The sequence below is a fragment of the Deltaproteobacteria bacterium genome (genome assembly GCA_020845775.1).
In the GTDB taxonomy this organism is placed as follows: domain Bacteria; phylum Bdellovibrionota_C; class UBA2361; order SZUA-149; family JADLFC01; genus JADLFC01.
Genome location: JADLFC010000016.1, coordinates 1 through 26,030 on the forward strand (window position 1 = coordinate 1; position 26,030 = coordinate 26,030).

Below are 26,030 nucleotides of genomic sequence, written 5' to 3' on the forward strand. Positions count from 1 at the left end.
ACCCACCCGCGAACGCTCTAAAGGAGCGTAAATTTCCTCTATCTTAGCCACAAACCTAGCTCCTTAAGATTCCAATAGCCGTCAGCTTGAGAATCAAACCAAATGAAATCAAGCGAAAAAACGCCTAATTGCAGTATGCTGTTTATCTGTGAAATTATCGGCAATTAGTCGGCTTGGCTTTAGAGAACTCTGTAACCTACCTTAATTATTAGCGAAAAATAATTACCTGGAACCATAACAAAGTGCCTCACGACAAGTAAGCTATAGCAGTTCGTGCATAAGAGCCTCGAACTGCTTAAATCGCAAAGCCTGCTCGCCATCACTTAGGGCTTTCTCGGGTTCGGGATGAAATTCTACAATAATTCCATGCGCTCCGATCGCCTTGGATGCTATAGCTAGTGGCGGGACAAGGTCGCGCTCCCCGGCCGCATGCGAAGGGTCGACGATAACCGGCAAGTACGTCTCTCGCTTAAGCACAGGCACTGCACTAAGATCTAAAGTTGCACGAGTTGCCGTTTCGAATGTGCGAATGCCTCTTTCACAGAGAATTACCTCATGGTTCCCATGGGCCAATATATACTCAGCGGCATTTAGCAAATCGTCTATCGAGGAACTCATTCCGCGCTTTAACAAAACGGGCAAAGGTGTTGCTCCGACGGCTTTTAATAGGGTGAAGTTCTGCATGTTTCGTGCGCCTATTTGTAGCATATCGCTTTTCTTGGCGACCCCCTCCACATCTTCTGGCGCCATTACCTCTGTAATTATTGGCAATCCATAAGCCTCTCCGGCGGCTTTTAGCAGCTCAAGACCTTCGAATCCTAACCCTTGAAAAGAATAAGGAGAAGTTCTTGGCTTAAAACACCCACCGCGCAAGATTTTAGCGCCACACTCGCTAGCATGTCGCGCACACTGCATTATTTGCTGCTGCGATTCGACCGAGCATGGACCTGCCATCACGACAAAGCCATTTCCTCCAATTTTTACGCCACTCACGTTAATTATTAAATCTTCGGCACGATGATCCCGACTTACTAGGCGATAGCTGCGCTTTTTCTTAGGTTTTGACTGTTCGGTCGTAACGATTTTGTCTGCTGCTAGCGAGTCGACGTTAGCGGTATTTGCAGACGCCGCAGAGCGTCCACTGATTGCAGTTGACTCATTGTCTTCTCTACAAAAATCCGGTGTCACTCGAGCAATATCGATCGAAGGGTAGGAACCCATTACGCGCAAAAATCTCGTACAGCGAGTAAGCTCCTTGATAGCCGAATCAATTGTTGGATCCTGAAGGTTGCCCTCGAAGTCTAGGTAAAACATCTCTTCCCAAGGATTCCCGGCTATCGGATGCGACTCTAGCTTTGTAAGATTAATGCCGCGATCTCTGAAAACTACCAATGCTTCGACCAGAGCTCCCGAATGGTTGGGCGTAGCAAACAATATGGAAGTTTTGCAAGGGACGCGCAAATCATAATGAGCTTGTGTCTTTGAAACCAGTAGAGATCTCACGAAATTGTCCTTGTGGGAACAAATGCCACGTTTAAGTACCTGCAAGCCATAAATCTCAGCCGCTCGTTCGCTAGCAATCGCTGCGCATGTTTTATCTCCTAGCTCGTGGATGTAATTAGCTGCTATGGCGGAATCCTCGTGGTATTCAATGTGCTCGCAAAAAGTCCGTAGAAAGTGTCTACAATCTAAAAATGCCAAGTGGCTACAGCAAACCTTCTTGATATCAGCGAGATTAGAATCCGGTAAGCCAAGTAAGCAATGATCGACCCTGTATTTTTCCTCCCCTACTATATAAAGGCGGCTATTTAACAAGAGATCAACCACCTCGTTTATCGAGCCCCTTGTAGTGTTTTGCACTGGAATTAAGGCATAGTCGACCTCATCGCTCTTTACGGCCTCAATTACTTTTGAAAATGATGGATATCCTGCGTAAATTGCAGGAATCTGTTTTCCTTCAAAATATTGTTCCGAAGCTAGGTGACAGTAAGATCCTGCAATGCCGTGATAGGCAACGCGCTTTCGTTGGGCACTTTGGTCGACTTCTTTAGCCATTAAATAATTGTGCTGGCTTCTAATAGAATCATCTAATATTTCGTGGAATAAGCGAGTCACGTAATGGGCGTCTAGGCCATGTTCCTTCCCGTAACGGATGCGATCTCTAAGCAGTTTTTGTTCGCGAACTAGATCGCGAACTTCCGCACTCCCTTTATCTTTCTGAGCTATAATTTCAGCACTAAGTCCTCGCCGCTTTACCAAAAGCTCTAAGAGCTGTTCATCTAGCTTGTTTATATCTTCGCGAACAGAATCTAATGAAGCTAAATTCTTGTCGGAAATGCATGGTTCGTTTTTCATAAGGTTCAATCAATTAACATTGTTAACGTAACTTAACAGGCTTTAATTATGGCTCACTTTCTTTACATGCTCAAGCTCGACCTGCTGTTTTGCCAGTGTCTCGATTAACAGCATGTTAAAATCTTCGAGACTTAAAAACGGGCGCTTAATTTGGGCAAAGATAAAGGGCCAGCAGATTCTCTTTACAAATACTATAACAGGTCCCAACAGTGGCCTATGCGAAGTGAATCCCGACATGCTTTCGAGACCGCATCGCGAAAGCCGAGAGATAGCTCGAAACTGTTCAATTGAATCCTCGCTTAGATGGATATTTTCGGGAAAAAGCCTGTGGTTTAAGTCACCAACCTTATTTGCTTCCTCAAGCGTAAAACTTGCGTGACTTGTAAAGCGATGAGAGAGCGCTCGGCCAATCCGCTCATCCAAAAAATTATAAATAGAAGATTTAGAGATTATTAGAGTCATTTATTATGTTAGCCCAGGGGGAAGTGTGAAATTAGAGTAAACCTCTGAAAACTATATATCAATTCTACATGCAGTAAAGTTTTTTCTCCGTTTTTGATTGCGTTAGTATAAACTTATTAAAGTTTCCCATAGCCTCCGAGGGTAAAAAAAGGAAGCAAATCTGAAGGGTTAACGGTCTTGACTTGGCACTGTGCTGCGGGCCTCAAAGTAAAGCGGCTTTTTTAAAAAAAGTCTCAAGGAGGCTCTAATCCGAGACGATAGTATTTTTACAGTGCCAGACTCTAGTATTTTAGTGTCGGTATTGTGTTGTTATTAACGTAGTAAATGTTGTCCTGTTGTGTGCCGCGCCTAATGGATTTAGGAGCGGATAGCAGTAAAGCTACGAGCTAAGAGATTAGCTCGAACCAATAGGCCTAACTTTCATGGAGGAAAGCTATGGCTATAACCATTAATACTAATATTGCTTCTCTTAACGCGCAGCGTCGCTTACAGCAATCGACAAGCGGGTTATCTAAATCATTTGAGCGACTATCATCAGGTTTGCGAATCGTTCGCGCTTCCGATGACGCTGCCGGATTGTCCATTGCGGACTCACTCCGAGCAGATCAAAGGATAGCGAGCGTGGCAATCCGCAATGCTAATGATGGCGTTTCTCTTGTTTCGATAGCTGACGGCGCACTGGCTGAGATAGGCAACGTTTTGGTTCGTATGGCCGAACTAGCTGAGCAATCGGCTAACGGCACTTTGTCAACAAACCAGCGATCCGCTCTTGCGAGCGAATTTGCTGCACTCGGTTCGGAAGTTGAGCGAATTGCGCTAACGACGAGCTTTAACGGCATCGACTTGCTATCGGGTGGAGCAGCAGTAACGCTACAGGTTGGTCTAGACGAGCAGACCACGTCCCAGATTTCTCTTTCTGGGGTAAGCGGTACTCTTGCGTCACTGGGATTAGCGAGCAGCGGTAGTAGTACACTTAACTTCTCGATAAATGCAACTACAACGGCTCTGGCTGAAGGTGCATCTCGAACAGCCTTAAGCGCCATAAAAGCAGCAATTGGCTCACTGACCTCTAGCCGCGGAACACTGGGTTCAGCGGAGAGTAGGCTCAATGTGGCCATCAATAACTTGCAAGTGTCCCGAGAAAATTTTGCCGCAGCAGAAAGCCAGATCCGAGACGTGGACGTGGCCTTCGAAGCAGCAAATCTAACTCGACTAAACATATTGCAACAAGCTGGTGCTGCTGTTCTTGCTCAAGCTAACCAGCAACCCGGATTGGCTTTAGCGCTTCTTGGATAGTTATAGCGTTATAGTCTAACAAAAGTGCGAGAGCTAGCCGTAGTCACGTGGACTCTTCGGCTAGCTCTACACCATCAATCCCACTGCAAGCTGTAGTTAAAAAGGATTTGACTACACATAAAAGCGAGAAGCAATAAGCTGTGTTTCGATAAAGATATTCGGGTCTTTTCAGGAGTGCGCGCAAACGCACTCCTTTTTTTGCTAATGTTTCGTCTACTACCAGTCGATTCCACCCATACGAGCCAAGAACAATAACACTTGGCGCATGTCGTAATGCTGTAAATTCTAGCAGTAGCAGTAAAAGTATTCCGCAGTAAAAAGGTCGGAGGTGAGTGTACGCTAAGCACAATGTTATCAGTGCTCATCTCTGCATATTGTTCCGATAGGGGAGCAATATTTAGGACACGAACACAGACATAACAACAATGTTCAAGGAGGATATACGTCATGGCTCTCACTATTAACACTAACATTGCGTCCATCAATGCTCAGCGGCGCTTGGGAAATTCAACTGACAGCTTGCAACGGAGTTATCAAAAACTCTCGTCCGGTTTGCGAATTGTTCGTGCATCGGACGACGCTGCCGGACTTGCAATCGCAGATTCGCTGCGCGCTGATCAACGCATCGCTGGTGTTGCGATAAGAAACGCTAACGACGGAATTTCGCTAATCTCTATCGCAGATGGTGCGCTAAGAGAAATCGGCGACGTATTGACGCGAATGGCAGAACTTGCAGAGCAATCCGCTAACGGTACACTTTCAGTGGTCCAGCGTTCCGCACTTGCAAGCGAGTTTTTAGCGTTAGGGTCAGAAGTTCAAAGAATAGCCGTAACCACAACCTTTAACGGTATCGAGTTATTGAGCGGAGGAGCGCAGGTGCTTCTGCAGATAGGACTAGACGAGCGAGCTACCTCGCGAATCGGCTTTTCCGGAGTTGACGGAACTTTGGCCGCATTGGGGCTAGCCACATCTGGAGGTGAGGCATTAGCCTATTCGATTAATGCGGGGACTACAGCAGCAGCACAGACTGCCGCACAAAGTGCACTAAGTGCCGTAAAAGTTGCCATTAGCTCACTTACGAGCAACCGAGGAACCTTGGGTGCAACAGAAAGTAGATTAAACGTGACGATAAACAACTTGCAGGTAGCCAGGGAGAACTTCGCGTCAGCAGAAAGCCAGATTAGGGACGTGGACGTTGCTGGAGAGGCAGCTGAGTTAACACGTCTAAACATTCTACAGCAAGCTGGTGCCGCTGTTCTTGCTCAGGCTAATCAACAGCCAGCACTCGCACTGACGCTATTAGGATAATAATAGTAAATAGTTAGCTGCAAAAAATGGACTGGGTGTGGAGTAGCTCTCTCGAGCTACTCCACACCACCGTTTTCTAACCCCTGGCTCTTTTCCAATTGAAAACACTAGCGAACTCAGGTAAACTCCAGCAAATCTGTATCTGCTGAAGAATGAGCTTGCTCGATATCCTAAAATTCTCGAGATTAGTATCTCGGATAAGCGCGCCACAGATACTGCTCTAAAACAGATTAAAGCGTTAGCAAAACCAAGCATGGAAGACAAAAAGAGCCCGCAGCCAGATGTTGAAGCTATAATGGCTCGCATTCGCGGTGAAGTGAGAGAACGGCTACTTCACGATTCTACATCATTTGATGCCGTGAACAGAAATGTGCCAATTAAAAAGGTTGGCAGGTCAGCGGTATCGCCTTTGCTGTATTCCGAGGAATTAAACTACTTAAATGCCAATTGGCAGCATTGGACTTCTACAGCGGCAGTAACGTCGCATCGAAAGCTACTTGGTCCGCTAATCGTTCGCATAAAGCGTTTCTTAATCGATGCGATTTGGAATTATATCTTAAAGGATTATTTTGAAAGAGAACGCAAGTTTAACATGCATTTAGTACGCTTTCTTAACGAATCCGCGCGTTATGTGGATACCCGCGATGCGGAGATTTTTTCCCAAGTGATTGAGAAAATAGATTGCGACGTTGCCGGTCTAATCGAAAGAAGCGATAGAGTGTACGACGAGGCTAGAAGTACATTGGCTCGCATAGAAAACGAGTTATTGACAAAGATTGACGGCTTAGAAACGGATAGGGACATATTAGTTGAGGTAGCGAGTAAAATACAAAAGGATATTGGCGAACTTGCGGAGCTCGTAAAAACTCTTAACTTGTCTACCATTTTGCATCCAGAGTCTTCGTCAATAGGTAGTTTTCAGCATCTGGGAGAGATAGGTGTTAGAGGTGGTAATTTAGATGCGATCGGCATGGATTTACTTTCTCGAAACGGCGGTGTGCTCGGGAATGATAATGGGTATGACAATGATAGCTTAGCAGTTGCGTCGACTTTTGAGTTGGTCGAAAAGTCAGATGAGGAGCGATTGAAAGGCTACGCGCAACTTTTTGCCGGGGCGGATGGTGCGATTTGTAATCTCGGTTGTGGTCGAGGCGACTTCTTGGAGATACTTAGAAATTTAAACGTTCCAGCATTTGGAGTTGAAACGCGTAAGCGACTGGTAGAAGTTTGTGTCAGTAAAGGTTTGGAGGTCGTAATGGACGAACCTCTTAGTTATCTTTCAAGTTTACCCGATGGTTCAATTGGGGGAATTTTTTCGAGTTATTGGATAGAGCACTTCGATTCCTGCCGATTATTGGATCTATTGAAGCTTATTTCGAAGAAGGTAAAGCCCGGGGGGCTCGTTATTATCGAAACGGTTAATCCGCTTTCACTGATTACTTTTGTTAGTTGCCTGACCAACTCAATTCGTAAGATTTCGCCCATTCATCCCAACACGCTAAGGCGGTTAATGGAGTTAAACGGAATGGTCACTGAGGAAGTAGTAATGGAGGTTCCAGTAGAGGACGCGATGAGACTTAAGACCGTTGAGATCGTGGATGCCCTTCCAGCTCGCTGGAAGACGCTTTTAAGTGTTTTAAATGGCAATGTTGAAAAGCTAAATTCCTTGCTTTTTGGGCACTGCGCTTACTGTGTCGTATCAAGAGTGCATTCTGTTCGCAGTTTGTCATCCTCCAAGGTGTTGGGAGCGGCGACTTCGGCATCGTCACCCTCAAGGGATCTAGCGAGCGTTGAGATTCCGGCAAAAGCAGTTTCCTGAAATGAAAGGATCGCGACGCGCTAATGTTCTCATCACGGCGGTTCAGGTGCCGTTTACTCGTGGTGGTGCCGAGGTGTTGGTGGATGGACTTAAGCGCGAGCTAGTTAAGCGCGACTTTTGCGTCGATGTAGTGTCGCTTCCGTTTTCAGCGCAGCCGAAAGAGCTTCTTCTGGACCAGTTGTTTCTTTGGCGTAGCTTGCAATTAGGGGCGTTTGCAGGCAGGAAGGTCGATCTCGTTATATCGACCAAGTTTCCATCCTATTTAATCAATCATCCCAACAAGGTGGTGTGGCTCGTTCACCAACATCGCCAACTCTACGATCTTTATGGCTCTTATTTTGGGGATTTTTCGGCTGACCCGCACGATGAGAACCTGCGCCGGATGCTTATTGAGGCGGATTTGGCAGCTTTGCGCGAGTGTCAACGCATCTTTGCAATTTCTGACAACGTAGGCGAAAGAGTAAAGCGATACCTCAGTCTCGATTCTACAACCATGATGCCACCATTGCCACTAGGGGATCGTTACCGTTCGGACAATGCAGACAACTACATACTATCAGTGGGTAGGATTTGTAGTATTAAGCGTGTGGATAAGCTAATTAAGGCATTGCCGCAAATTGATAGTCAGTTAAAGGCAATAATTGTGGGTACCTCGGATGAGCCTTCTATTGACGCTTATCTTAAAAGTGAAATCGATAGACACCATCTATGGGAGAGGGTTCAGTTAATGGGAAGAGTGTCGGATGAGGAGTTGTTAAGCCTCTATTCGAGAGCGTATGCAATCTATTATGCGCCTTATGATGAAGATTATGGTTTTGTTACACTCGAATCTTTGGCCAGCGGAAAGCCGGTCATAACTGCCTGCGATAGCGGCGGGGTGCTCGGCTTCGTTTCACATGAAGAAAACGGATTGGTGGTCGAGCCCACCGAGGAATCAATAGCAGTTGGCATTAATAGACTGTGGCAGGATAAGGAGCTATATAATCGGCTATGTAATGGCGCTCGTAGCTTTGCCTTACAAGCGTCTTGGGACGATATAATTGAGCAGCTTACATCGACAATTGTCTAAGCACTTGCAAAGAGTGCTGCTTGTCATCAATGATGAGAGGTAAGTAGTTCGCGCATTGAATGTTCTGTGTCCTCAAGAGTCACCACGTCATTCGTAGCTTGTCGCAGCGTTTTGTTAATCCTTTCAGCCATTTCTAATATACGGGACAGTTCTGGATCTATGTTTTCTCCAAACATCGCTAAATCGCGGTCTCTTTTGGCAATGGCAAGAGTTCTTCGCAATGTCGATGTTATTTGAAGCAACTCGTCACTTAAGAGTTTGTTTTGCAACCGAGATATAGAGCCTAGCACGTCGATTGCAGGATAATGTCCTTGCTCGGCTAGCTGCCTAGTGAGGACTATGTGACCATCCGTCAGGCTTTTTACCTCCTCTACCATTGGGTCTTCATCCATGTCGGAAGAGAGGAGAACGGTATAGAGCGCCGTAATAGAACCAATGCGTCCAGGCCCAGCTCGTTCGATTAGACGTGGCAGTGCGGCAAAGACTGAAGGCGGATAGCCGCGCCTTACTGGAACCTCGCCGGCTGCCAAGCCCACCTCCCGATATGCGCGAAACAGTCTGGTTAGGGAGTCTATTTGCAAAAGGACGTTAAAGCCGTAATTGGAAAAATACTCGGCTATGGTAGTGGCGACGAGTGCCGCATTTACGCGCGATATGGCTGATTCGTCGCTAGTAGAGACTACAGCAACGGTTCGCCGAAATGTTTCTGGCTCTAAGGTGTCGAGTAGAAGTTCTCGAACTTCGCGGCCGCGCTCGCCGATTAGAGCTATGACATTTACGTCCGCCGACGAGTTTTTAGCGATCATCGCCGCTAGTGTGGACTTTCCCACGCCAGGTTCTGCAAATACCGCTAAGCGTTGTCCTTGTCCAATCGGTATAAAGGCATCTATGGCGCGTATGCCGGTTACAAAGCGCTCTCGAATCGATTTGCGTGACATTGCATCGGTCGGTGAGTTTGAAATCGGCAGCATGGCATTCTTGCAGTGGTAAAATCGCGGGGAATCTCCTATGTTGCTATGCCGATATGTTGCATTGCCCAGGCTGTCTACGACGGAGCCAAGGAGTGCTGGACTGGCTGATATGCTCAAGGACTCGCGGCGTGAAATTACCGCATCGCCTGGCTTTATCCCATTTGCGTTTTCCAAGGTGCTTAGCATGGCCGTGTCATTGGTAGTCGCAGAAACAAATGCTCGCACCGACTTTTGTGTGCTTTCTAGGGATTCGTTGGCTCCTGCCTCTACGCGAGAAGTTAGGATGTGAACCATTTCGCCAAGAGCGACATTTCCTATGCGCGCTCTAATGCTCGAGCCAGTTATTGATTCAACTCGTCCTGAAATCTCCCAGGGTTTGATATTTAATTGGCACCGTAGCCAAGGCGTCATATTGAGATTTAGCGCGTTTCCAGTTTCCATTTTGTCAGTTCTCCCGCTGTGAGTTCTTGCTCATTGTACGCTAACTGAGCGAATTGCCGCTAAATGACGTGAAATGCTGCAAGTTACAGCATAGGATTCAGTCTCTATGCGCGCATCGCCTTGCTGTATCGAGTCATCCTCTAAAAGTGCCACTGTCAGAGTAGAGGGGCGTCCATTATATAGCTGCGCCATTTGTTCCTTGACGAAAACGGCGTCAAGCGGATTAACGACCAAGTTTATGCCTGAAGTTAGACGCAGCTCGTCTATCACTCTTTCTATCCGGCTAAGTATGCTCTGCGGACTTACGCACAAGTGTTCGCCCACGACGTGCTCGGCTATGGTGCACACCGCCTCTCTGATTTGCAGCTTGCATTCTTCCATAGCTGTGATGCGCATTTGCTCAATTTCAGATAACTTGCGGACTATTTCGGTATTCGCCTTTTCGAGCCCCGCAGCGTAGGCATCGTCAATTGCCACTTGAGCTTCCATCGTCGCCTGGCTAACAATGTCCTCTGCTTGGGCTTGCGCGCATCTAAGTATCTCCCGTGCTAGCTCGAGAGCCTTAGGGATAACAGCTTTAGTGCCAAAACTATTTTCTTTGTAAATGTTTGTTTCTTTCATGCAGACGTTATCGGCAAGCGCGATACGCTTTGTTCAAAAAAATGTCGCAAATTGCTTTCTATTTAGATTGAAAATGTTTTGTGCCGAAAATCCAAGCACTTACAAGTCTTGTCCCGAGGTTCTTTTATACACCTCTCGCACTAGCTTTCTATCGTGTTTAGGTATAGAATAGCCGCTTAATTTAAAGTAATATTGGATTTTTGTAAGAAATGTGTGGCTATAGAAATTTTCATTATAGAGCAAGGTTTTTGTTAATGCGTAGCTTTCTCGGAACCTTTATTGTTGTGGCTGTTTTGTTCGGCCTTATATCGCACTCGAGCGCCCAACAGCTAGCCGGGTTTGAAAGTGCGGGTTTAAAAATTCAACTGAGCGAGGATGTTTCGGGAATAGGGGATTCTGCTAAAATATTTCGATTGAGAGTGTTGCCTTCTGATTTGTCGACACCGCTAAAGGATCTCACTACTGCTTTTGTTCTCGAAAAACCAGTGCGCCTGGTTATCGATGTTTCTAAATTTAAGGCGGATACTTCGACTGCAGTTAGGGTCAATCACGATTTGCTTCAACAAGTTCGTTTAGGAATACATTCCGATAAAATCAGGTTGGTAGTCGACATTGCTGGTGATAAGACGCCAGAGTTTTTGGTTGCTCCTTTCGATTCTGGAGGCGTAGAGATAAGTTTTAATTTTGGCGGGCAATTGCATGCTAGCGAGGGCAAGGAAGAGAAGTCTTCATTTGCTGCATCGCTTTCTTCAAATCCTACAAGTGAAGTGCCGCCGAAGAAGGAGCCGGAGAAGAAGGAAGCGCCGAAGGAGGAGGAAATAGTAAAGCCAGAACCCGAAGTGGCTAAACTCAGTGTTAAGGCGGATGCTCCCAAAGAAGTTACTGAAGAAAAGCCGATCAAGGAAAATGCTATCGTTAAGGTCGAAGAGGTAGAAAAAATTATAGTTTCTAAGTCTAAGTCGCCAGTAATAGTTTCTAAAGCCGAGCTGCCGGAGCGTTCAACAACAGCAGTAGCGGATGATGAGACTAAGAAGGTGGAAGAGGGTGAAAAACTCGAGATAGCCTCGCTCAAATCGAAGCCCACCGAGACTGATCCCGGCAAGAGTTTGGTGACTGCCATAAATTTTGAAAAGGCTTCCCAAGATACTAGTAGTTCTTTAGTTATGAAGGTTAATAATTTAAACCAGTTTTCCCTTCTAAAGAAAGACAGTGGACTCTATCGCCTACTAATCGAAAACGCTGCCTTGGCTGGACATCACCTCGAGTTGCCGCAATTTCCGCCTGACAATTTTGCGGGAATGGAGGTTGTCGTGGCAAAGCAAGAGGGTGGCAAGGTTGAAATGGACATTTATGTCTATGAAGGCATTCGACTTACTCCCTTCCGCACTAAGGATGAGTTGCGAATTAGGGTTGCGGAATAGCAAGTTGTTATTTTGTTGTGCATTAAGGAAATCTAAGCTTTTCGACTGCGGCTTTTGTTTGTTCGATCGCTTCCAGCAATGTGCCAATTAGTTCCTGCTGAGCGACGTCATCGCTACTGGTGATATCTTGTTTCCTTAGCGCGCGAGCGAGCTTCTCGATGTTAATTAGAGGTGGGCTTATTTCTCGATAGGCATTTGTAGCTAGTAGGGCGATTGCTTCCGAATGCTTTGCTCTTGTGGTCTCTAATAAGTGTGACTCTTCTACTAATTCCGCCTCAGCCTTTTTTACTCGGTTTAACCATGCTCGCTCTAGGGCTGCGATTATTTGTTGCTTTGTCTCTTCAACATCAGCTTTAACGACATAATCCACTGCGCCTAGCCGCATGGCATCCACGCTAGTGCGCACTTCGTTGGCGGATGTCACCACCACTGCGCATGTCTTATCATTAATCGCCTTTAGTCGAGTCAAGAGATTCAGACCATGGCCATCAGGCAGTGATAGGTCTAATAAGATAATGCTATGAGGGTTTAGGTTAAAAGCCTCGATGGCGGCACTTGCTCGAGTAAAATGCCGAACATCCCAGTGGTGAGCACTTAATGTGCGCCGGATTACTAAAGCATGGGCTGCATTGTCTTCTATTAACAGCGCGCATCTACGGTTAAATTCTACGAGCAACTCGGCTGCTCGGTAAAGTTTAGCGGCATGGTAATTGTCAGTTGGTGTGGGGCAGGAGTTGAGTTCGTTATCCATAATGTCAACGGGCATTTTGGCGCAACAATTGCCCATATAAGTGGCGCTCCAGTTCTGCTATTCGCCTATTTATTGGTGCTCTATATGGAGTGTTGTCTTTATGCGGCAATGCGATTGTATTAACGATGCGCCTCAATAAGCGCGTAGAGGAAAATGGGTCGAAGACTCGGCTTTCTAGCAGGCGTAATGCTTCTTTGTCGGCAATATGCTCCCAGTCATCGTGAGTTTTGTTGATGCGTTCGAGTTGCTTTGGGGTCAACATTGCAAGCGGTAGATCTGGCGAGAAGTGCTCTCTTCTAATGTGAGCGATTTCATGTGCTAAAACAAATGCGAGTTCTGATTCGCTGTGGAGGAGTGACATTAGGCCTTTTGAGATTACGATTCGCGCCGGTTCTCGTTCTAGCGCATTGGCGCGAAAGGCCATGGCGTTAGCTGTCAAGCTATCTGATACGAGGATCTCGAGAGGCTCTTTGCAAATCGGCGAATTGCTTGAAGTCATGATGTTAAGGACAATCTCCGCTGTAGGAGACGAGCCTTTCTGCCGGCAAGAAAAAACTAGACTCGAGTTCGGATAGAGTTTTTGTAGAACGCCGAATATATGTCGGTATGAGTTGTGAACAAAATGCTTCTTGTGCTTTGCCGGCTGTCTCCTTGCTGTTTCTGAAGCCGAGCTCGATATGGGAAATAGCATAGCGATCGCAAACAGAAGCCTTATAAACAGAGCTATCGACGAAATTCTCTTCACGTTACCTTAGATAATAATCGAGTATCACTTTCCACCTGTCTTTTTAGACTCCATCAGTGGATGTGGCGATTTAATATAGGACGTATTGCTTAATAATATATATCGGAAATTATTGACGAGTACATAAGTGTTCGTGAGTGCGGTAACGCAAATTGCGTGTAAGGTTAATAGGTTAGGTAATTTCGCGCCTGTCGGCACAGAGCTCTTTAAAAAGGATTATTACCTTTTCTCGGAGTTCTTTAAGGGAGCCAGAGTTGTCGAGCACTATGTCTGCGCCGCCGATTTTTTCTCTTAGAGGAAGCTGGGATGAAAGACGTTTTTTCACCGCTTCGGGAGATAGCTTGCTTCGCTTCGCAGCTCTTTCTAGGCAAAGTTTCTCGTCGGCCGTGATAAGCACTATTTTCCTGAAATTCTCCTTATCGAGTCCGGCCTCAAACAAGAGAGGACACTCGTAAATAATTAACGGGGGGAAAGTCCTTCTGGCTTCCTTAAATTTTGCCAGAGCAAGTTTTCCGACTAAAGGATGCGTGATTGCTTCTAGTTTTTTTCTTTTGGCTGGGCAGCTAAAGACGATCTCGCCCAGATTGTTGCGATTTAAGTGGCCGTTCTCGTCTAGAATATTACTTCCAAACTCGTTAACGACTTTTTGCCAACCTTCTGAGCCGGGTTTTACCACTTCTCGCGCTAATTCGTCCGCGCTAACGACACGAGCACCTAATTCCTCTAAGATGCTGCATACGGTCGATTTTCCCGTCCCAATCATGCCAGTTAGCGCCACGATGTCTTCATAGCCAGGTAGTGTCATAGTTTTAATCTGTAGCAGGTTTTAGACTAGATTGCATTTGTGCTTATTATTAGGATAGATTAACTCACTAGGGTTTAAGCTATGATAACAAGAAAATTGCTAAAATATTTAAATAAGGACACGGCTGCTGATAGGGAGGCCGAGAGCCAGGCGATAGAGGATTCTCGTAATACGCCATCGGAATTGTCAACTGAGGACACTGCTGATTTTTCAGGAGCTGAAATGGAAAGAGAAGAAGAGGCCGGAATGGCTTCACAGGTAGATAAGCCAGGTGATGCCTTATCGGAGGAGGAAACTGGGGACGAGGGGTTGGTCTCTGGTGGACAGGCGGTCGAGGAAGGTGCGCGAAAGAGTCAAGTAGAGACGCCTGTTGAAGCTGCTGGTGATGATGCCGACGATGATGAGGATGAGGATGACGATGAGGCTATTATTAGAGACGAGGAGCTTCTGCCGGAAGCGTCTTACGATCCTTTGGGGGGTGCCTATGATTTAAGAGATGGCCGGCTAATCGAGCAAACTGCTCGGGAGAGCAGGGATAAACCGCTTCCATGGTCATCGAAGGTAAAGAGCGCGAAAGATTTTTTTCATACTGAGCTTTTATATCGCTTTGATTTGCTTGAATTAGAAGAGAGAGAGGGGCTGCGTGGCAGTTATAGGGTGGAAATTAGAAACCACAACAACGAGTCATGGACGGTAAAAATTGGAGATGATATCGAAGTTGTAAAGGGTTGGGAAAATGCCAACTCGTCATTAAGCATGAACGAGCGGGATTTTTTGCATCTCGTAAATGGCAGGATCAATCCACAGATTGCCATTTTGGCGCGCAAGATAAGGGTTTCCGGGGATTTCAAGAAGGCAGTCACCTTTCAGAGCTTCTTGTATCCGTATAAGGAGTAGCAATGGAGCGCTTGCCAGAGACGTATCGTCGCCCGCCGGGGAGCAATAGCCGCTCGCGCCAAGTTAAATCGCTACTCCGTAAAAATAGTTTAGCTACAGTATGCGAAGAAGCCCGGTGCCCCAATTTAGTGCATTGCTTCTCGCGTCGCATTGCGACTTTCATGATTCTAGGAAGCGTCTGCACGCGGGCTTGTGGTTTTTGCGCTATTAAAACTGGTAGGCCAATCGCGGGGCTCGACGATTTTGAGGGGGAAGCTAGGCGAGTGGCAGCGGCGGCAGAAGAGCTTGCGCTAAAGCATGTAGTTGTTACGTCGGTAACGCGCGATGATTTAAAAGACGGTGGTGCCTTAGCTTTTTGTAAGGCGATAGAGGCTTTGCGGAGTCTCTCAAGCAAACCCAAAGTGGAAGTGTTGGTTCCCGATTTTCACGGCAATGTCGACGCGCTTGCAATGGTGGTGAGAGCAAAACCAGATGTTCTCAACCACAACATGGAAACCGTTAGTCGCCTGTACAGAACCGTTAGGCCTCAAGCCTCATATCAGCGCTCGCTTTGGCTTCTCAGCACGGCAAAGGAAATTGATTCCGGGCTGATAACTAAGACAGGTATTATGTTAGGTCTCGGAGAGGTCGAGGATGAGGTAGTTTGCCTTATGCGAGATTGTAGAGATATAGATGTCGATTGCTTCACTGCCGGACAATATCTTCAGCCCAGCAAGAGCCACTTGCCGGTAGTAGAATACTTGAGTGAAAGCCAGTTTTCATCCTATGAGAACCACGCGCGCGATATGGGATTCAAGAGCTATTCAGTGGGTCCCCTAGTTAGGAGTAGTTATAATGCCGGTGAGATGTTTAACTCATGACCTTTTCTTGTGAGGAACATGCATTTCGTGCCAATCGTTTTCCTCCATATGTGTTGGGGACCATAGCGGAAAAAGTGATGCAGGCGAGAATCGAGGGCATTGATGTCGTCGATTTAAGCCAAATGAACCCATCTACTAAACTCCCGGCACGTGCTCTTGATAAGCTAATTCAGGCCACACTATTGCCACACAATCACAGATACTCGTCCTCTCAAGGAATCGCCAAATTGAGATGGTCGGTAGTAAGTTGGTATGATAGGCGTTTTGGAGTCGCATTAGACGCCGACCGAGAAGTGGTAGTTACCATGGGCATAAAAGAGGGCATTGGACACATGCTAATGGCCTTGCTCATTGAAGGCGACACTGCAATTGTCCTTACGCCTAGTTATCCCATTCATGCAGCTAGCGTTTTGCTCGCTGGGGGTAATATCATCGAGGTGCCGTTCCTACTTGGGGCAGATTTAGCAGATGGGGCAAAAGGCAAGCCACTTGTAATGTCGGGCGATAGCGACGCTTTTTTCGCCTCCTTAGCTTCTGCATTTGAAAAAACCTGGCCACGGCCTAAGTTCATACTGCTAAACTTTCCTCATAATCCAACAGGCACTGTTGCTACTGTGGAGTTTTTTGAAAGGTTGGTGGATTTTGCCGTTCGTAATTCGCTTTACGTTATTCACGATTTTGCCTATGCAGATATTTGTTTTGATGGCTATAAAGCGCCTAGCATTATGCAGGTTAAAGGCGCTAGTGAAGTAGCGGTCGAGTTTTATTCTCTTTCTAAGGGATATGGTTTAACGGGATGGCGAGTGGGATTTTGCGTTGGGAACTGCGAGCTAGTTGGCGCTCTGAAGAAGGTAAAAAGTTATCTCGATTTCGGAATCTTTCAGCCCTTGCAGATTGCTGCTATAGAGGTTTTGAAAGAGGAAACCGATAGGCATGTCGCTGAAGTCGTGAGTGAATATGGGCATAGGCGAGATGTGCTCGTCGATAACTTGAACAGTATTGGATGGGAAGTTACAAGGCCGTTAGGTAGCACTTTTGTTTGGGCTCCTATTCCTACTAAGTGGGCGACAGAAGCGGGTAGCAGGAGTTTTAGCGAGAGATTGTTAAGCGATGCAAGAGTGGCGGTCTGCCCGGGGGTAGGTTTCTCGGCTGCATCGGATAATTTCGTTCGCTTTGCGCTGGTTGCGAGTGAGGACAGAATTAGGAGGGCAGTGTCAGAAATCGGAAGGGTTTTTGGAGGCAAATGACAAAGGAGTCGTCAGGCTGTTTAAGAAGAGGGTGGCGCGGGCCTGTGTTTATAATATTTTTGATATCGTTACATGTAGGCTATGCGCATGCGGCTGATTGTGCTGCTGCTGCGGGTTTAGTAAAAAAGGGAGTTGAGTTGGCCGATGGTTCACCAGAAGAGGCGAAGCATTATAGGGATGCTATCGAACTCTGCAGTGGGTTAAGCGAAGCCCATTACAATCTTGGGCTCAATTTAGCTAAGGCAAATCAAGTAGATGAGGCAATTAAGGAGTTTGACGTAGCTATTAAGGGCCGTAAGGAAGGTGATTTTTTAATTGGGCTTGCAAATGCCTATGTGCAAAAAAAAGAGTTTTCTCGCGCTCGCGAAATTTATGAGGATGCTCTCAAATTAGAGCCTTCGTCGACTAAGGCTACTCAGGGATTAGCGCTTGCGTATGTGTCGTCAGAGGATTTCGAGAAAGCGGAAGATGTTTTAAGAGCTGCCATTCAACAGAATCCAGACGATGCTGAGAGTTATTTTAGTTTGGGAGTTGTTTTGGATAGACTGGGGCGCAATAAGGAAGCTATGGTTAGTTATGAGACGGCAATAGAGAAGGGCAAAAAATCTCCCGAAGTTTATGCCCATCTAGGTGGTGTGGTGCTAAAGGATGGCGATGTGGAACGCGCCGGAACAATTTTACAGACCGTTCTTGCTAGTAATCCAGATAACGCTGTTGCGCACAACAATATGGGAGTATTGCTAGAACTAAAGGGCGAAAAGGATAACGCCTTGAGAGAGTTTAGAAGAGCAATGGATTTGGATCCCAACTTAGAGAGCGCGTCCAAGAATTTTTTTCGCTTGAGTAATACTTAGGGGAGATCGCTTAGCCGTTAGAATCGCAGATGGCGCTAGATGCAGGTTGGTAGTGGGAAAAGAAATGTTTGTCGCTTAGGAGAAAATGAGCAAGCACGAGGTCAAGTTTAACATTAGGACACAGAAGTGTAATCATGCCAATGCGTCGCAGGTGGGTGCGCGGGTTGTGCTAAATGGCTGGGTGCGTCGTAGGAGAGACCATGGTGGTGTTATATTTGTAGATTTGGGCGACTATACTGGCTGTACTCAAGTCGTTTTTCAGCCAGATAAGGGCAAGGTCTTTGAGTTAGCTCAGAGCTTGCGTTCGGAGTACGTTATATCGGTTAGCGGTGTAATTCGCATGCGGCCAGAAGGTGCTCGCAATACTGCTATAATGACCGGAGAGATCGAGCTCGAAGCGACCGAGTTAACTATCTTATCCATGTCGGAGCCGGTTCCGTTCCCTATACAGGATGACATCGATGCGAGTGAGGATGTTAGGTTGCGCTATAGATTTCTCGATATTAGGCGGCCGCAAATGCAAAAAATTCTTAGGATCAGGCATAGAGTGTGTAGGGCGGCGCGGGAATATCTGGACGATTTGGGCTTTTGCGAAATAGAGACGCCAATATTGACGAAAACCACTCCTGAAGGTGCCAGGGATTTTTTGGTGCCCTGCCGCTTTAGTCACGGGCAGTTTTATGCGCTTCCTCAGTCTCCACAGCTCTTTAAGCAGATACTGATGTGTGCGGGTATGGATCGGTACTATCAGATAGTGCGCTGTTTTAGAGATGAAGATTTTCGCGCTAATAGGCAGCCAGAGTTTACCCAGATAGATTTAGAGCTTTCATTTGTGGATGAAGAAATTATAATGGGTTTAATTGAGGGTTTGGTCGTGGCAATTTGGGATGCTGCTAGTGGCGTCTCTTTAGAAGTGCCATTTATGAGGTTGTCTTACGACGACGCCATGGATCGCTTTGGCGTCGATGCGCCGGATATGCGTTTTGGAATGGAGCTAGTCGATTTAAGTAGCGTGTTTAAAGAAGCGGATTTTCGCGTTTTTCGAGACATAGTTGAGGCAGGTGGTGTTGTGAAGGGAATTTGCCTGGAGGCGGGAGCGGAGCTATCGCGCAAAGAACTAGATGAGTTGGCGAACTTTGTCGCGACTTACGGAGTAAAAGGACTTAGTTGGATAAAGTGCGAGTCTGGAAAATTCACTTCGCCTATTGCTAAATTCTTAGACGAAGGAATGTTTCAGCGCGTTGGCGATTTGTTTGAAGTTCGCGATGGAGACGCAATTCTAATTGCGGCGGGAAGCTTTAGACAAGTGAGTGCAGCTTTGGGGGCTTTAAGGGTGCATTTGGCTAAAACGCGCGGTCTAATCGAGGACGAGAGCCAACTTAGTTTTACATGGGTTACCGAATTTCCGTTGTTTGAATACGAGGAGGAGACGAAGCGCTATTTAGCTGTGCATCATCCGTTTACCTCGCCATTGCTGGTTAGCGAGAACGATCGGGAGAATTTTCGTAGTGCGCCGCATAAGCTTAAGGCAAGGGCCTATGACCTAGTGCTAAATGGCCAAGAAATCGGAGGTGGTAGTATCCGCATTCACGATCGCGATGTGCAATCGAGAGTTTTTGAGCTTCTTGGAATTACGCCCAGCGAAGCTGAGGCAAAATTTGGTTTTCTGTTAAATGCCTTTACATTTGGTGCGCCACCTCATGGTGGAATAGCTTTGGGATTAGATCGCCTAATAATGCTAATTTCTGGGGCAACTTCTATCCGCGACGTTATTGCCTTCCCTAAGACGGCAAGCGGCGTAGATTTAATGGTGGATGCGCCTAGTCCAGCAAATGAAGCTCAACTTGAAGAACTTGGATTGAAGCTTGCCGATCGCGTTCGCGAACAGAAGTAAGAAATACAGTAGCTACTCATTAACCACTGGCAATTGCGTCCGCAATTGTACCCGCCCGTGCCTGTCACCCGGTCGCCGATCCAATCGAATCGCCTGAATTCGGCGGCAATTCTGGCCAATGACCTCAATTTTGAATGGCCCCAATTTTGGAGGCATTTGCCAGTTTTTAAGAAACTCTACTCTTCGTCGTCGTCAATATCTCCCGAGTCGTCTTCCTCTTCGTCGTCTCCGTCTTCATCGTCGTAGTCGATCTCGTCTTCTTCGAAAGAGTAGTCAATACTATCTTCCTCTTCTTCGTCGAAGGCAGTTGGATCCATTTGCTCAAGCGCTTCGGAAAGTGCAGACACGATAGTTGCAAAGAGGTTCGTGCTAGCATCCTGGTTTTCAAGGGCCGTTTCTATGGACGTTTCTAGCACCTCGATTATCTTGTGCTCAAATGCGTCTTCATCATCCCCAAACCGTTGATCTATTTCTTCTTCGAGCTCCGCGTATGCTTCGATTAGATTGCTTAAAGCTTCGTCGAGTTTTGCGTGCGTGCTTGCCATAATAACTGTTTACCCCAAATTGAAAACGCCGTTTTCTTTTCGTTTATTTCCTAAAATTACATTTTATTTACACTTGGTCAAAATGTATAGCTCTCACTTGAGAAACATGAGAATACATCTTAGCCTAGTTTAGTGAAAGCATTAACCGAGCTAAAGCCAGTATGCCTTTCGGATACATGGCTAAATGCCAGACGTCAAAGATATAGAAAGTGCGGCTAGAGTCAACAGTTTTTTGCCGCTTTAAGTGTATTTGTAGTAGAGAAAATTTAAGCGTATGCCAATATCTATAGCGATCTTGTTAGGCCTGATTCAAGGGTTAACTGAGTTTCTACCGGTGAGCTCCTCGGGGCATCTTGTTGTATTTCAGCTTTTGTCCGAAGGTTTATTAGGTGCTCCTAAAATTCCACTATCTTTTGATGTGTTTCTTCATTTAGCGACATTGTTAGTTACGTTGATATTTTTGCGTGCAGATATTGTTCGCGTTCTGCGTTATGGATTGACTGCTGGGGAACGTGGTTCGTGGGGGAAAAGCTTAGCCTTGTTGGTGGTAATTGGCAGCTTGCCGGCAGCTGTTGTGGGTTTATGTTTTAAAGAGGAAATCGAAGCATATTTTTCATCATTGTCGGTAGTTGCAAATGGTTTGCTGGTTACAACTGCCTTTCTCGTTGCTGCTCACTTTAGACAGAGGGCAGCGGCACATAAGAACCAGACTGTAGAATTTACGGAAAGCGATGGGTGGACGCTCCCGTCAGTTTTACAAGCCTTCATTATCGGCATGGCCCAGGCACTTGCAATACTGCCTGGGATCTCTCGATCTGGTTCAACAATTGCCGTGGCTTTATTGCTTGGGGTGTCAGCGGACTCTGCTGTTAGGTATTCCTTCTTCTTGTCCATCCCAGCTATATTGGGTGCTACAATACTTGAGGCGAACAATCTTTTATCACTAACTCAGAGCGTTTTGGTAAGTTACCTTGCTGGATTTCTCGTTACGTGTATTTCAGGCTGGTTTGCTATGAAATGGCTAATCGTCTTTACCAGGCGCTCATATCTTTTATATTTTGCAGCTTATACGCTTTTGTTAAGTTTATTTTTGAGATTTTAGGCATCGAAATGCGAGGAGAGAGTTAGGTTTTTTGTGCTATGGGCGAATCTGTACGAAAGAGAAATGTTACGCTGCCACGGAGGCGAGTGAATGATCGCAATGCTGCGAACGACTCTCCGCCATCGATTGGTATATGGAGAGAGAGTGTTGCGGTTGTATTGTTGTTTCTTGGGGTTTTTTTGGGGCTAGCGCTTTATTCGCATTGCGCGCAATCGAATATTTTTGGTGGGGTTTGGGGTCTGGGATCGTCTATAGAGTCAGAAGTTGTGGCGGGAAACCTCATGGGAAAAATTGGGGAAGTCATCGCTTCGGCTTTAGTGTATGCCCTCGGGTGGTGTTCCTTCTTGTTGGTGCTTTGGGCATTTCTTTTGTCCAGGCGCGTTTGGGCAGTTGGGTGGCCAGAGACTTCCGGTTCGCTATTTAGTACTGTATTTTCACTAGTTGGTTCCATGCTGATGGTCAGTATGGCTGGAACCTTTGTTACGGTTCTTGTGGGCGAAGAGGGGGGTGGGGTGTTAGGAGGATTTATCGCCCATTACCTCGTCAAATATTTTAGTCAAGCTGGAGCTCTGCTGCTTAGTTTTGCTGGCTTTGTGTTGTCTCTAGGCATTTCGACTGGTTTGGGTGCGGAGAAACTACTGTCTTCCGCCATGAAGTTTTTTGGAGTGAGTTTTTCTTTCCTATGGCGTGCTTGTTGTTCAGGTGCGAACACTTTTGCTCCGATCGTTAAAGGTTTGTTTGGTGGTATTTACCAGGTAGGGCAGTTGGTTATTAGGGCTACTCGGTCTACAGTTTTTTCTTTTTTTCGAGCGGTTTTTTATCCGTTTAGAGTATTGTGTAAGCTATTCGCAGGGGCTGGCAGGGTGAGCAAGTCTAAAGATGTGTTGCATGAAAGCGATGAGGCGAGTGAGCGAAATTTTACTCTTAATGGCGAGGAGAGGGAGGTGTTGTCAAAGCGAGAGTTAAGAGATGTGAATTTAGAGCTAGGCGTTCCATATGAAGTAGAAGGTGGCGAAAGAAAAATTGTTCGTTCTAAGGAAGAGGCTAAGGAAAGGCGCTCTCGGGTTTTTGGGAAAAAGAAGACGGCTATGCCGTCAAGGGAAAGCGAAAGTCCAAGTACTGCTAGCGAATACAAACTTCCATCGCTTAAGCTTTTAGTTAGCTCCTCGTCGGATGAAGGCGAAGTGCCCAGGGACGAAGAGCTAATCAAGAACTCGGATCTTTTGGAAAAAACTCTTAGGGATTTTAGAATTGGTGGAAAGGTAGTTGAGGTGCAGCCTGGCCCAGTAATTACGCTTTATCAGTTTGTGCCCGCTGCTGGAGTTAAGGTGCAGCGCATCATTGCGCTAGCTGACGATATTGCCTTAGCTCTAAAAGTAGCTAGCGTGCGGGTCTATGCGCCTGTGCCCGGCGCGGGAACGGTGGGGATAGAGGTGCCGAACTCTTATAGAGAGATGGTGCGGTTGAGGGATGTTCTTGCTAGCGGCGAATTTCAGGAGAATCATTCGTCCCTTGCCCTTGCCTTGGGAAAGGACACTTTTGGCGATCCGTTTGTGGGGGATTTGGCGAAAATGCCGCATTTGCTTATTGCTGGAGCTACGGGCGCTGGTAAGTCGGTTTGCATTAATTCCCTTTTGTTAAGTCTTCTTTACAAAAATACTCCCGAGACTTTGCAGCTAATCTTAATTGATCCAAAGATGTTAGAGCTCAGCCTTTACGACGATATACCGCATTTAAAAGCTCCGGTAGTTACAAATGCCAAGCGAGCGCGTGGGGTGCTTTGGTGGGCGGTTGAAGAAATGGAGCGACGATACGCAGTTATGAAGGAACTGGGTGTTAGGAATCTAGCTGGCTATAATCGCTTGATGGTGGAGTCTTATTTAAAGAAGGCAGAAGAATCTTCTACTGCCAAATCGCCCGTAGTAATAGAACTTTTAGAGAAGGATGTCGTAGCAACTGACGTCGAGCAGGCTGGCCTAATGCGTAGCGGTGCGCGCGTTGATGGCGACACACAAGCTGTAAGCGCTGCAAGTAGTGGCCAAATGCCAAAAATCGTAATAGTCATAGATGAGCTAGCAGATTTGATGCTAACAGTTGGTCGGGAGATAGAAGAGTTGCTTACAAGGCTTGCGCAAAAGGCACGCGCAGCGGGAATTCACATCATAATCGCAACGCAGCGACCTAGCGTGAATGTCATTACGGGTTTAATAAAAGCCAATTTTCCAGCACGAATTGCCTTTAAGGTAGTTAGTAGAATTGACTCTCGAACGATACTTGATTGCTCGGGTGCGGATAAATTACTAGGGAACGGCGATATGTTGTTTTTGTCTGCCGGGGCTGGGCGCTTAAAGCGGCTTCATTCGGCTTTTGTTTCGGACGAAGAAGTGCAAGCAGTCGTCGAGAGTTTGCGGCGACAAGGGCCTCCAAAATACGATCCTGAGATCGATTCTATGCTTAAAGCTATGGAGGACTCAGAAGGGGGCTCTAGTTTGGATGGCGAAGTATTTAACGAGTACGATCCACTTTACGATTCTGCCGTGCAGTTGGTAGTAGAGCGAGGTCAGGCTTCGACTTCCATGGTTCAGCGTGCATTTCGCATCGGCTACAATCGCGCAGCGCGCATTTTGGAGGTCATGGAGAAGGAGGGCATTGTGGGGCCAGGCGAGGGGGCAAAACCTCGGCAGGTATACATGCCCGATAGAGACCGCGATAAAGTTTAGTGAGGAAGGTCGGAAGGCGAAGTATTATTTTATGAGTAGTAAAATGAAGTCCAGGTTTGGTTTAAAGTTTTTAGTCCCTGCGTTAGTTTTGTGTTTATTCCTTAAGGTTGCTTACTCGAATGCTGTGGAACCGTTAGCCTTTGAGTGCAGGAACGAAATTGCAGATAGTGAAAAGCAAAATCTATTGGCAAATATCGACACGCGATATGCCAGCATTTCATCTGTTATCGCAGACTTTGTGCAAAATTCTTATTTAAAAGGCTTCGAGCAGTCGCAGAGCAGTCGTGGAAAAGTGTATTTTAAAAGTCCGGGCTTAATGGATTGGCAGTATGCGGAACCGGAGAAACAAAAATTTATTACCGATGGCAAAACGCTTTGGTATTATCAACCCGGCGAAAATCAGGTCACAATTGGCGATTTTATCAATTCTTTTAAGTCAGAACTTCCCGTTTCTTTTTTGTTGGGTCTTGGCCGCTTGCAGGAAAAATTTCGCCTAAAATCAGCTTGCTCAACAGAAAGGGGGCAGATGCTAGGACTTCAGCCACTGGAGGCAGATGCTAGTTTGCAAGAGTTTTTTCTGCTCGTAGACAGCAAAGATTTTACGCCCTACGGTGCGCGCGTGGTGGACATCGGGGGTAACGATACTGCCATATCTCTAGTAAATATTTCGGTAAACAAGAAAATCGATGAAGGGCGCTTTAAATTTGAGATTCCAATGGGCGTGGATATTATCGATAACCGTTCTACGCTTAAGCCTGCTGTTGTTAGGCCAATTGTGGAAAATGATTTAGGTGGCGGTGCGCCAGGGGCAGGGAAGTAGGTCATAGAAATGATACGTCTTGGGCCGTATTACAAATAACAGGAGAGTAGTCTATTTGAGATAAGCATCGTTACGGACTGGTAAAGAGTTTTTTTATGATTAAACGATTTGGTAAGCTTTTTGGCCTTAAATTAAGACTTAAAGAGCCTAGCGTCGTTCTCAAAGTGGTAGAGGATGGGCCGAGTTTAGAAGTGGGGAGAGTCGAATTATTAGAGTCCGTTAATAGGCAATTTAAACGTCTCAGGTGCCCTTCTTTGTTGATTTTATTAGGGTTTTTTCTAATTGTGTTGTTGCTTTCGCAGATGTCGGTTCGTGCGGATAAGAAAGCTCAGGCTGTAGCTAAGGCTAAAAATGAGCTTTTTTCGCAGGATGTTTTTGGCAAGCGTTATAGTTTAAATGCTGATTTTCGTACTCGACCAAATCCAGATGTCCCATTAGCCGAGCGACTTTTTTGTCGCGGCAGGAAGGTTGCTAAGAGTTGTGTGGAGAGAACATATCACCCCTATATTACTTGGTGGAAACAGTGGGGCGAAGACAAGGATATGTCTCTGGAAAAAAAAGAGCGCGTTTTATCTAAGATTCAAAAGACTTTTGGGCAAGATCAGTCCTAAATTTAAGTCACATTTATAAACTAAATATCCATAACTCTTTAGAGTTAGAGTTTTTTATTTCCAAAAGTACGTAACTTTAGAGGTTTTAATCTAATGAAGTGTGCATTGCAAAAACCGCACTTTGTCACTAGGTTCCGCGCAAAGCCTGGTATAAGGCGAATTGCAGATATGCTATTTGCCGCCTCCATGTTCGTTATCGGGTTTTTTGTTCTCGGACTGGGTTTAGGCAGCATCTCGCCAGCTATGGCAGAGAAGGTTGATACGAGTAGCATCAAGTGCATGGTTGCCATGCTGTTTTACCTAACGGAAGGCGATTTTGGTGCGCTTATAATGGTCGTAGCTGGCATTTCAATGTTGGTTTCTGCGGCTTTGGGTAACTATAAGGCCGCAACTTCCTTGCTAGTGGTTGCAATTGG

General features: G+C 46.3%; 23 protein-coding genes. 15 read left to right on the forward strand and 8 right to left on the reverse strand.

Annotated elements, in window-relative coordinates; translation table 11 throughout:
- Positions 1-261: 261 nt before the first annotated feature.
- Both IT291_00820 and IT291_00825 read right to left on the reverse strand, forming a co-directional pair.
- On the reverse strand, positions 262-2,355 hold the full coding sequence (locus IT291_00820) for a bifunctional 3-deoxy-7-phosphoheptulonate synthase/chorismate mutase (GenBank protein MCC6219762.1): 2,094 nt from the start codon (positions 2,353-2,355) through the stop codon (positions 262-264).
- 42 nt (positions 2,356-2,397) lie between these two features.
- Positions 2,398-2,817 (reverse strand): hypothetical protein, encoded by a 420-nt coding sequence (locus IT291_00825; protein MCC6219763.1) that lies wholly within the window; start codon positions 2,815-2,817, stop codon positions 2,398-2,400.
- A gap of 435 nt (positions 2,818-3,252) precedes the next feature.
- Between IT291_00825 and IT291_00830 the strand changes: the two genes are divergently transcribed.
- The 4 genes from IT291_00830 to IT291_00845 all read left to right on the forward strand — a co-directional run bounded on the left by IT291_00830 (position 3,253) and on the right by IT291_00845 (position 8,309).
- The gene (locus IT291_00830; protein MCC6219764.1) at positions 3,253-4,113 is read left to right on the forward strand and encodes a flagellin FliC; all 861 of its coding nucleotides are present in this window, start codon (positions 3,253-3,255) and stop codon (positions 4,111-4,113) included.
- Between the two features lie 447 nt (positions 4,114-4,560).
- On the forward strand, positions 4,561-5,421 hold the full coding sequence (locus IT291_00835; protein MCC6219765.1) for a flagellin FliC: 861 nt from the start codon (positions 4,561-4,563) through the stop codon (positions 5,419-5,421).
- A 253-nt stretch (positions 5,422-5,674) separates the two neighbouring features.
- Positions 5,675-7,240 (forward strand): methyltransferase domain-containing protein, encoded by a 1,566-nt coding sequence (locus IT291_00840; GenBank protein ID MCC6219766.1) that lies wholly within the window; start codon positions 5,675-5,677, stop codon positions 7,238-7,240.
- 1 nt (position 7,241) lies between these two features.
- The gene (locus IT291_00845; protein MCC6219767.1) at positions 7,242-8,309 is read left to right on the forward strand and encodes a glycosyltransferase family 4 protein; all 1,068 of its coding nucleotides are present in this window, start codon (positions 7,242-7,244) and stop codon (positions 8,307-8,309) included.
- A 26-nt stretch (positions 8,310-8,335) separates the two neighbouring features.
- Here IT291_00845 and IT291_00850 read toward each other — a convergent pair whose 3' ends face one another.
- Entirely contained in the window at positions 8,336-9,721 is a 1,386-nt protein-coding gene (locus IT291_00850) for a FliI/YscN family ATPase (GenBank protein ID MCC6219768.1), read from the reverse strand.
- A gap of 30 nt (positions 9,722-9,751) precedes the next feature.
- Positions 9,752-10,342, reverse strand: coding sequence for a hypothetical protein (locus tag IT291_00855; protein ID MCC6219769.1), 591 nt, complete (start codon positions 10,340-10,342; stop codon positions 9,752-9,754).
- A 254-nt stretch (positions 10,343-10,596) separates the two neighbouring features.
- Here IT291_00855 and IT291_00860 point away from each other — a divergent pair, with 254 nt between their 5' ends.
- Positions 10,597-11,763 (forward strand): AMIN domain-containing protein, encoded by a 1,167-nt coding sequence (locus IT291_00860; protein MCC6219770.1) that lies wholly within the window; start codon positions 10,597-10,599, stop codon positions 11,761-11,763.
- Positions 11,764-11,785: 22 nt separating this feature from the next.
- Here IT291_00860 and IT291_00865 read toward each other — a convergent pair whose 3' ends face one another.
- The 3 genes from IT291_00865 to IT291_00875 all read right to left on the reverse strand — a co-directional run bounded on the left by IT291_00865 (position 11,786) and on the right by IT291_00875 (position 14,064).
- The gene (locus IT291_00865; protein ID MCC6219771.1) at positions 11,786-12,550 is read right to left on the reverse strand and encodes a response regulator; all 765 of its coding nucleotides are present in this window, start codon (positions 12,548-12,550) and stop codon (positions 11,786-11,788) included.
- Complete coding sequence (locus tag IT291_00870) at positions 12,519-13,259, reverse strand: M48 family metalloprotease (GenBank protein MCC6219772.1); 741 nt, start codon at positions 13,257-13,259, stop codon at positions 12,519-12,521. Before IT291_00870 ends, IT291_00865 begins: the two co-directional genes overlap by 32 nt.
- 172 nt (positions 13,260-13,431) lie before the next feature.
- On the reverse strand, positions 13,432-14,064 hold the full coding sequence (locus IT291_00875; GenBank protein ID MCC6219773.1) for a dephospho-CoA kinase: 633 nt from the start codon (positions 14,062-14,064) through the stop codon (positions 13,432-13,434).
- Positions 14,065-14,145: 81 nt separating this feature from the next.
- Between IT291_00875 and IT291_00880 the strand changes: the two genes are divergently transcribed.
- From IT291_00880 to aspS, 5 genes are all read left to right on the forward strand, one after another.
- A complete protein-coding gene (locus tag IT291_00880) occupies positions 14,146-14,961 on the forward strand; it encodes an SCP2 sterol-binding domain-containing protein (GenBank protein ID MCC6219774.1) in 816 nt (271 codons plus the stop codon).
- A 2-nt stretch (positions 14,962-14,963) separates the two neighbouring features.
- Positions 14,964-15,821, forward strand: a complete 858-nt coding sequence (gene lipA, locus IT291_00885) for a lipoyl synthase (GenBank protein MCC6219775.1) — start codon at positions 14,964-14,966, stop codon at positions 15,819-15,821.
- A complete protein-coding gene (locus IT291_00890) occupies positions 15,818-17,068 on the forward strand; it encodes an aminotransferase class I/II-fold pyridoxal phosphate-dependent enzyme (protein ID MCC6219776.1) in 1,251 nt (416 codons plus the stop codon). The genes lipA and IT291_00890 overlap by 4 nt, the downstream gene beginning before the upstream one ends.
- Before the next feature lie 44 nt (positions 17,069-17,112).
- Positions 17,113-17,922, forward strand: a complete 810-nt coding sequence (locus tag IT291_00895) for a tetratricopeptide repeat protein (protein ID MCC6219777.1) — start codon at positions 17,113-17,115, stop codon at positions 17,920-17,922.
- An 85-nt stretch (positions 17,923-18,007) separates the two neighbouring features.
- Complete coding sequence (aspS, locus tag IT291_00900; protein ID MCC6219778.1) at positions 18,008-19,816, forward strand: aspartate--tRNA ligase; 1,809 nt, start codon at positions 18,008-18,010, stop codon at positions 19,814-19,816.
- A gap of 176 nt (positions 19,817-19,992) precedes the next feature.
- On the opposite strand, the gene IT291_00905 is transcribed toward aspS, so the two are convergent.
- Entirely contained in the window at positions 19,993-20,361 is a 369-nt protein-coding gene (locus IT291_00905; protein ID MCC6219779.1) for a hypothetical protein, read from the reverse strand.
- A gap of 274 nt (positions 20,362-20,635) precedes the next feature.
- Between IT291_00905 and IT291_00910 the strand changes: the two genes are divergently transcribed.
- The 5 genes from IT291_00910 to IT291_00930 all read left to right on the forward strand — a co-directional run.
- A complete protein-coding gene (locus tag IT291_00910; protein MCC6219780.1) occupies positions 20,636-21,463 on the forward strand; it encodes an undecaprenyl-diphosphate phosphatase in 828 nt (275 codons plus the stop codon).
- Between the two features lie 38 nt (positions 21,464-21,501).
- Positions 21,502-24,183, forward strand: a complete 2,682-nt coding sequence (locus IT291_00915) for a DNA translocase FtsK 4TM domain-containing protein (GenBank protein MCC6219781.1) — start codon at positions 21,502-21,504, stop codon at positions 24,181-24,183.
- 31 nt (positions 24,184-24,214) lie between these two features.
- Positions 24,215-25,003: an outer membrane lipoprotein chaperone LolA gene (gene lolA, locus IT291_00920; GenBank protein ID MCC6219782.1), complete on the forward strand. Its 789-nt coding sequence runs from the start codon at positions 24,215-24,217 to the stop codon at positions 25,001-25,003.
- Positions 25,004-25,098: 95 nt separating this feature from the next.
- The gene (locus IT291_00925) at positions 25,099-25,614 is read left to right on the forward strand and encodes a hypothetical protein (protein MCC6219783.1); all 516 of its coding nucleotides are present in this window, start codon (positions 25,099-25,101) and stop codon (positions 25,612-25,614) included.
- Between the two features lie 93 nt (positions 25,615-25,707).
- Positions 25,708-26,030 (forward strand): hypothetical protein (locus IT291_00930; GenBank protein ID MCC6219784.1); only part of this gene is annotated, 323 nt, incomplete at its 3' end.

What these genes read in the sequence shown, in the direction of transcription:
- IT291_00850 (MCC6219768.1), bottom strand. Translation starts at nt 9,721, where the DNA reads ATGGAAACTGGAAACGCGCTAAATCTCAATATGACGCCTTGGCTACGG.
- IT291_00820 (MCC6219762.1), bottom strand. Translation starts at nt 2,355, where the DNA reads ATGAAAAACGAACCATGCATTTCCGACAAGAATTTAGCTTCATTAGAT.
- IT291_00890 (MCC6219776.1), top strand. Translation starts at nt 15,818, where the DNA reads ATGACCTTTTCTTGTGAGGAACATGCATTTCGTGCCAATCGTTTTCCT.
- IT291_00835 (MCC6219765.1), top strand. Translation starts at nt 4,561, where the DNA reads ATGGCTCTCACTATTAACACTAACATTGCGTCCATCAATGCTCAGCGG.
- IT291_00865 (MCC6219771.1), bottom strand. Translation starts at nt 12,550, where the DNA reads ATGGGCAATTGTTGCGCCAAAATGCCCGTTGACATTATGGATAACGAA.
- IT291_00840 (MCC6219766.1), top strand. Translation starts at nt 5,675, where the DNA reads ATGGAAGACAAAAAGAGCCCGCAGCCAGATGTTGAAGCTATAATGGCT.
- aspS (MCC6219778.1), top strand. Translation starts at nt 18,008, where the DNA reads ATGAGCAAGCACGAGGTCAAGTTTAACATTAGGACACAGAAGTGTAAT.
- IT291_00830 (MCC6219764.1), top strand. Translation starts at nt 3,253, where the DNA reads ATGGCTATAACCATTAATACTAATATTGCTTCTCTTAACGCGCAGCGT.
- IT291_00825 (MCC6219763.1), bottom strand. Translation starts at nt 2,817, where the DNA reads ATGACTCTAATAATCTCTAAATCTTCTATTTATAATTTTTTGGATGAG.
- IT291_00905 (MCC6219779.1), bottom strand. Translation starts at nt 20,361, where the DNA reads ATGGCAAGCACGCACGCAAAACTCGACGAAGCTTTAAGCAATCTAATC.
- lipA (MCC6219775.1), top strand. Translation starts at nt 14,964, where the DNA reads ATGGAGCGCTTGCCAGAGACGTATCGTCGCCCGCCGGGGAGCAATAGC.
- IT291_00845 (MCC6219767.1), top strand. Translation starts at nt 7,242, where the DNA reads ATGAAAGGATCGCGACGCGCTAATGTTCTCATCACGGCGGTTCAGGTG.
- IT291_00915 (MCC6219781.1), top strand. Translation starts at nt 21,502, where the DNA reads ATGGGCGAATCTGTACGAAAGAGAAATGTTACGCTGCCACGGAGGCGA.
- IT291_00925 (MCC6219783.1), top strand. Translation starts at nt 25,099, where the DNA reads ATGATTAAACGATTTGGTAAGCTTTTTGGCCTTAAATTAAGACTTAAA.
- IT291_00860 (MCC6219770.1), top strand. Translation starts at nt 10,597, where the DNA reads ATGCGTAGCTTTCTCGGAACCTTTATTGTTGTGGCTGTTTTGTTCGGC.
- lolA (MCC6219782.1), top strand. Translation starts at nt 24,215, where the DNA reads ATGAGTAGTAAAATGAAGTCCAGGTTTGGTTTAAAGTTTTTAGTCCCT.
- IT291_00910 (MCC6219780.1), top strand. Translation starts at nt 20,636, where the DNA reads ATGCCAATATCTATAGCGATCTTGTTAGGCCTGATTCAAGGGTTAACT.
- IT291_00855 (MCC6219769.1), bottom strand. Translation starts at nt 10,342, where the DNA reads ATGAAAGAAACAAACATTTACAAAGAAAATAGTTTTGGCACTAAAGCT.
- IT291_00880 (MCC6219774.1), top strand. Translation starts at nt 14,146, where the DNA reads ATGATAACAAGAAAATTGCTAAAATATTTAAATAAGGACACGGCTGCT.
- IT291_00875 (MCC6219773.1), bottom strand. Translation starts at nt 14,064, where the DNA reads ATGACACTACCTGGCTATGAAGACATCGTGGCGCTAACTGGCATGATT.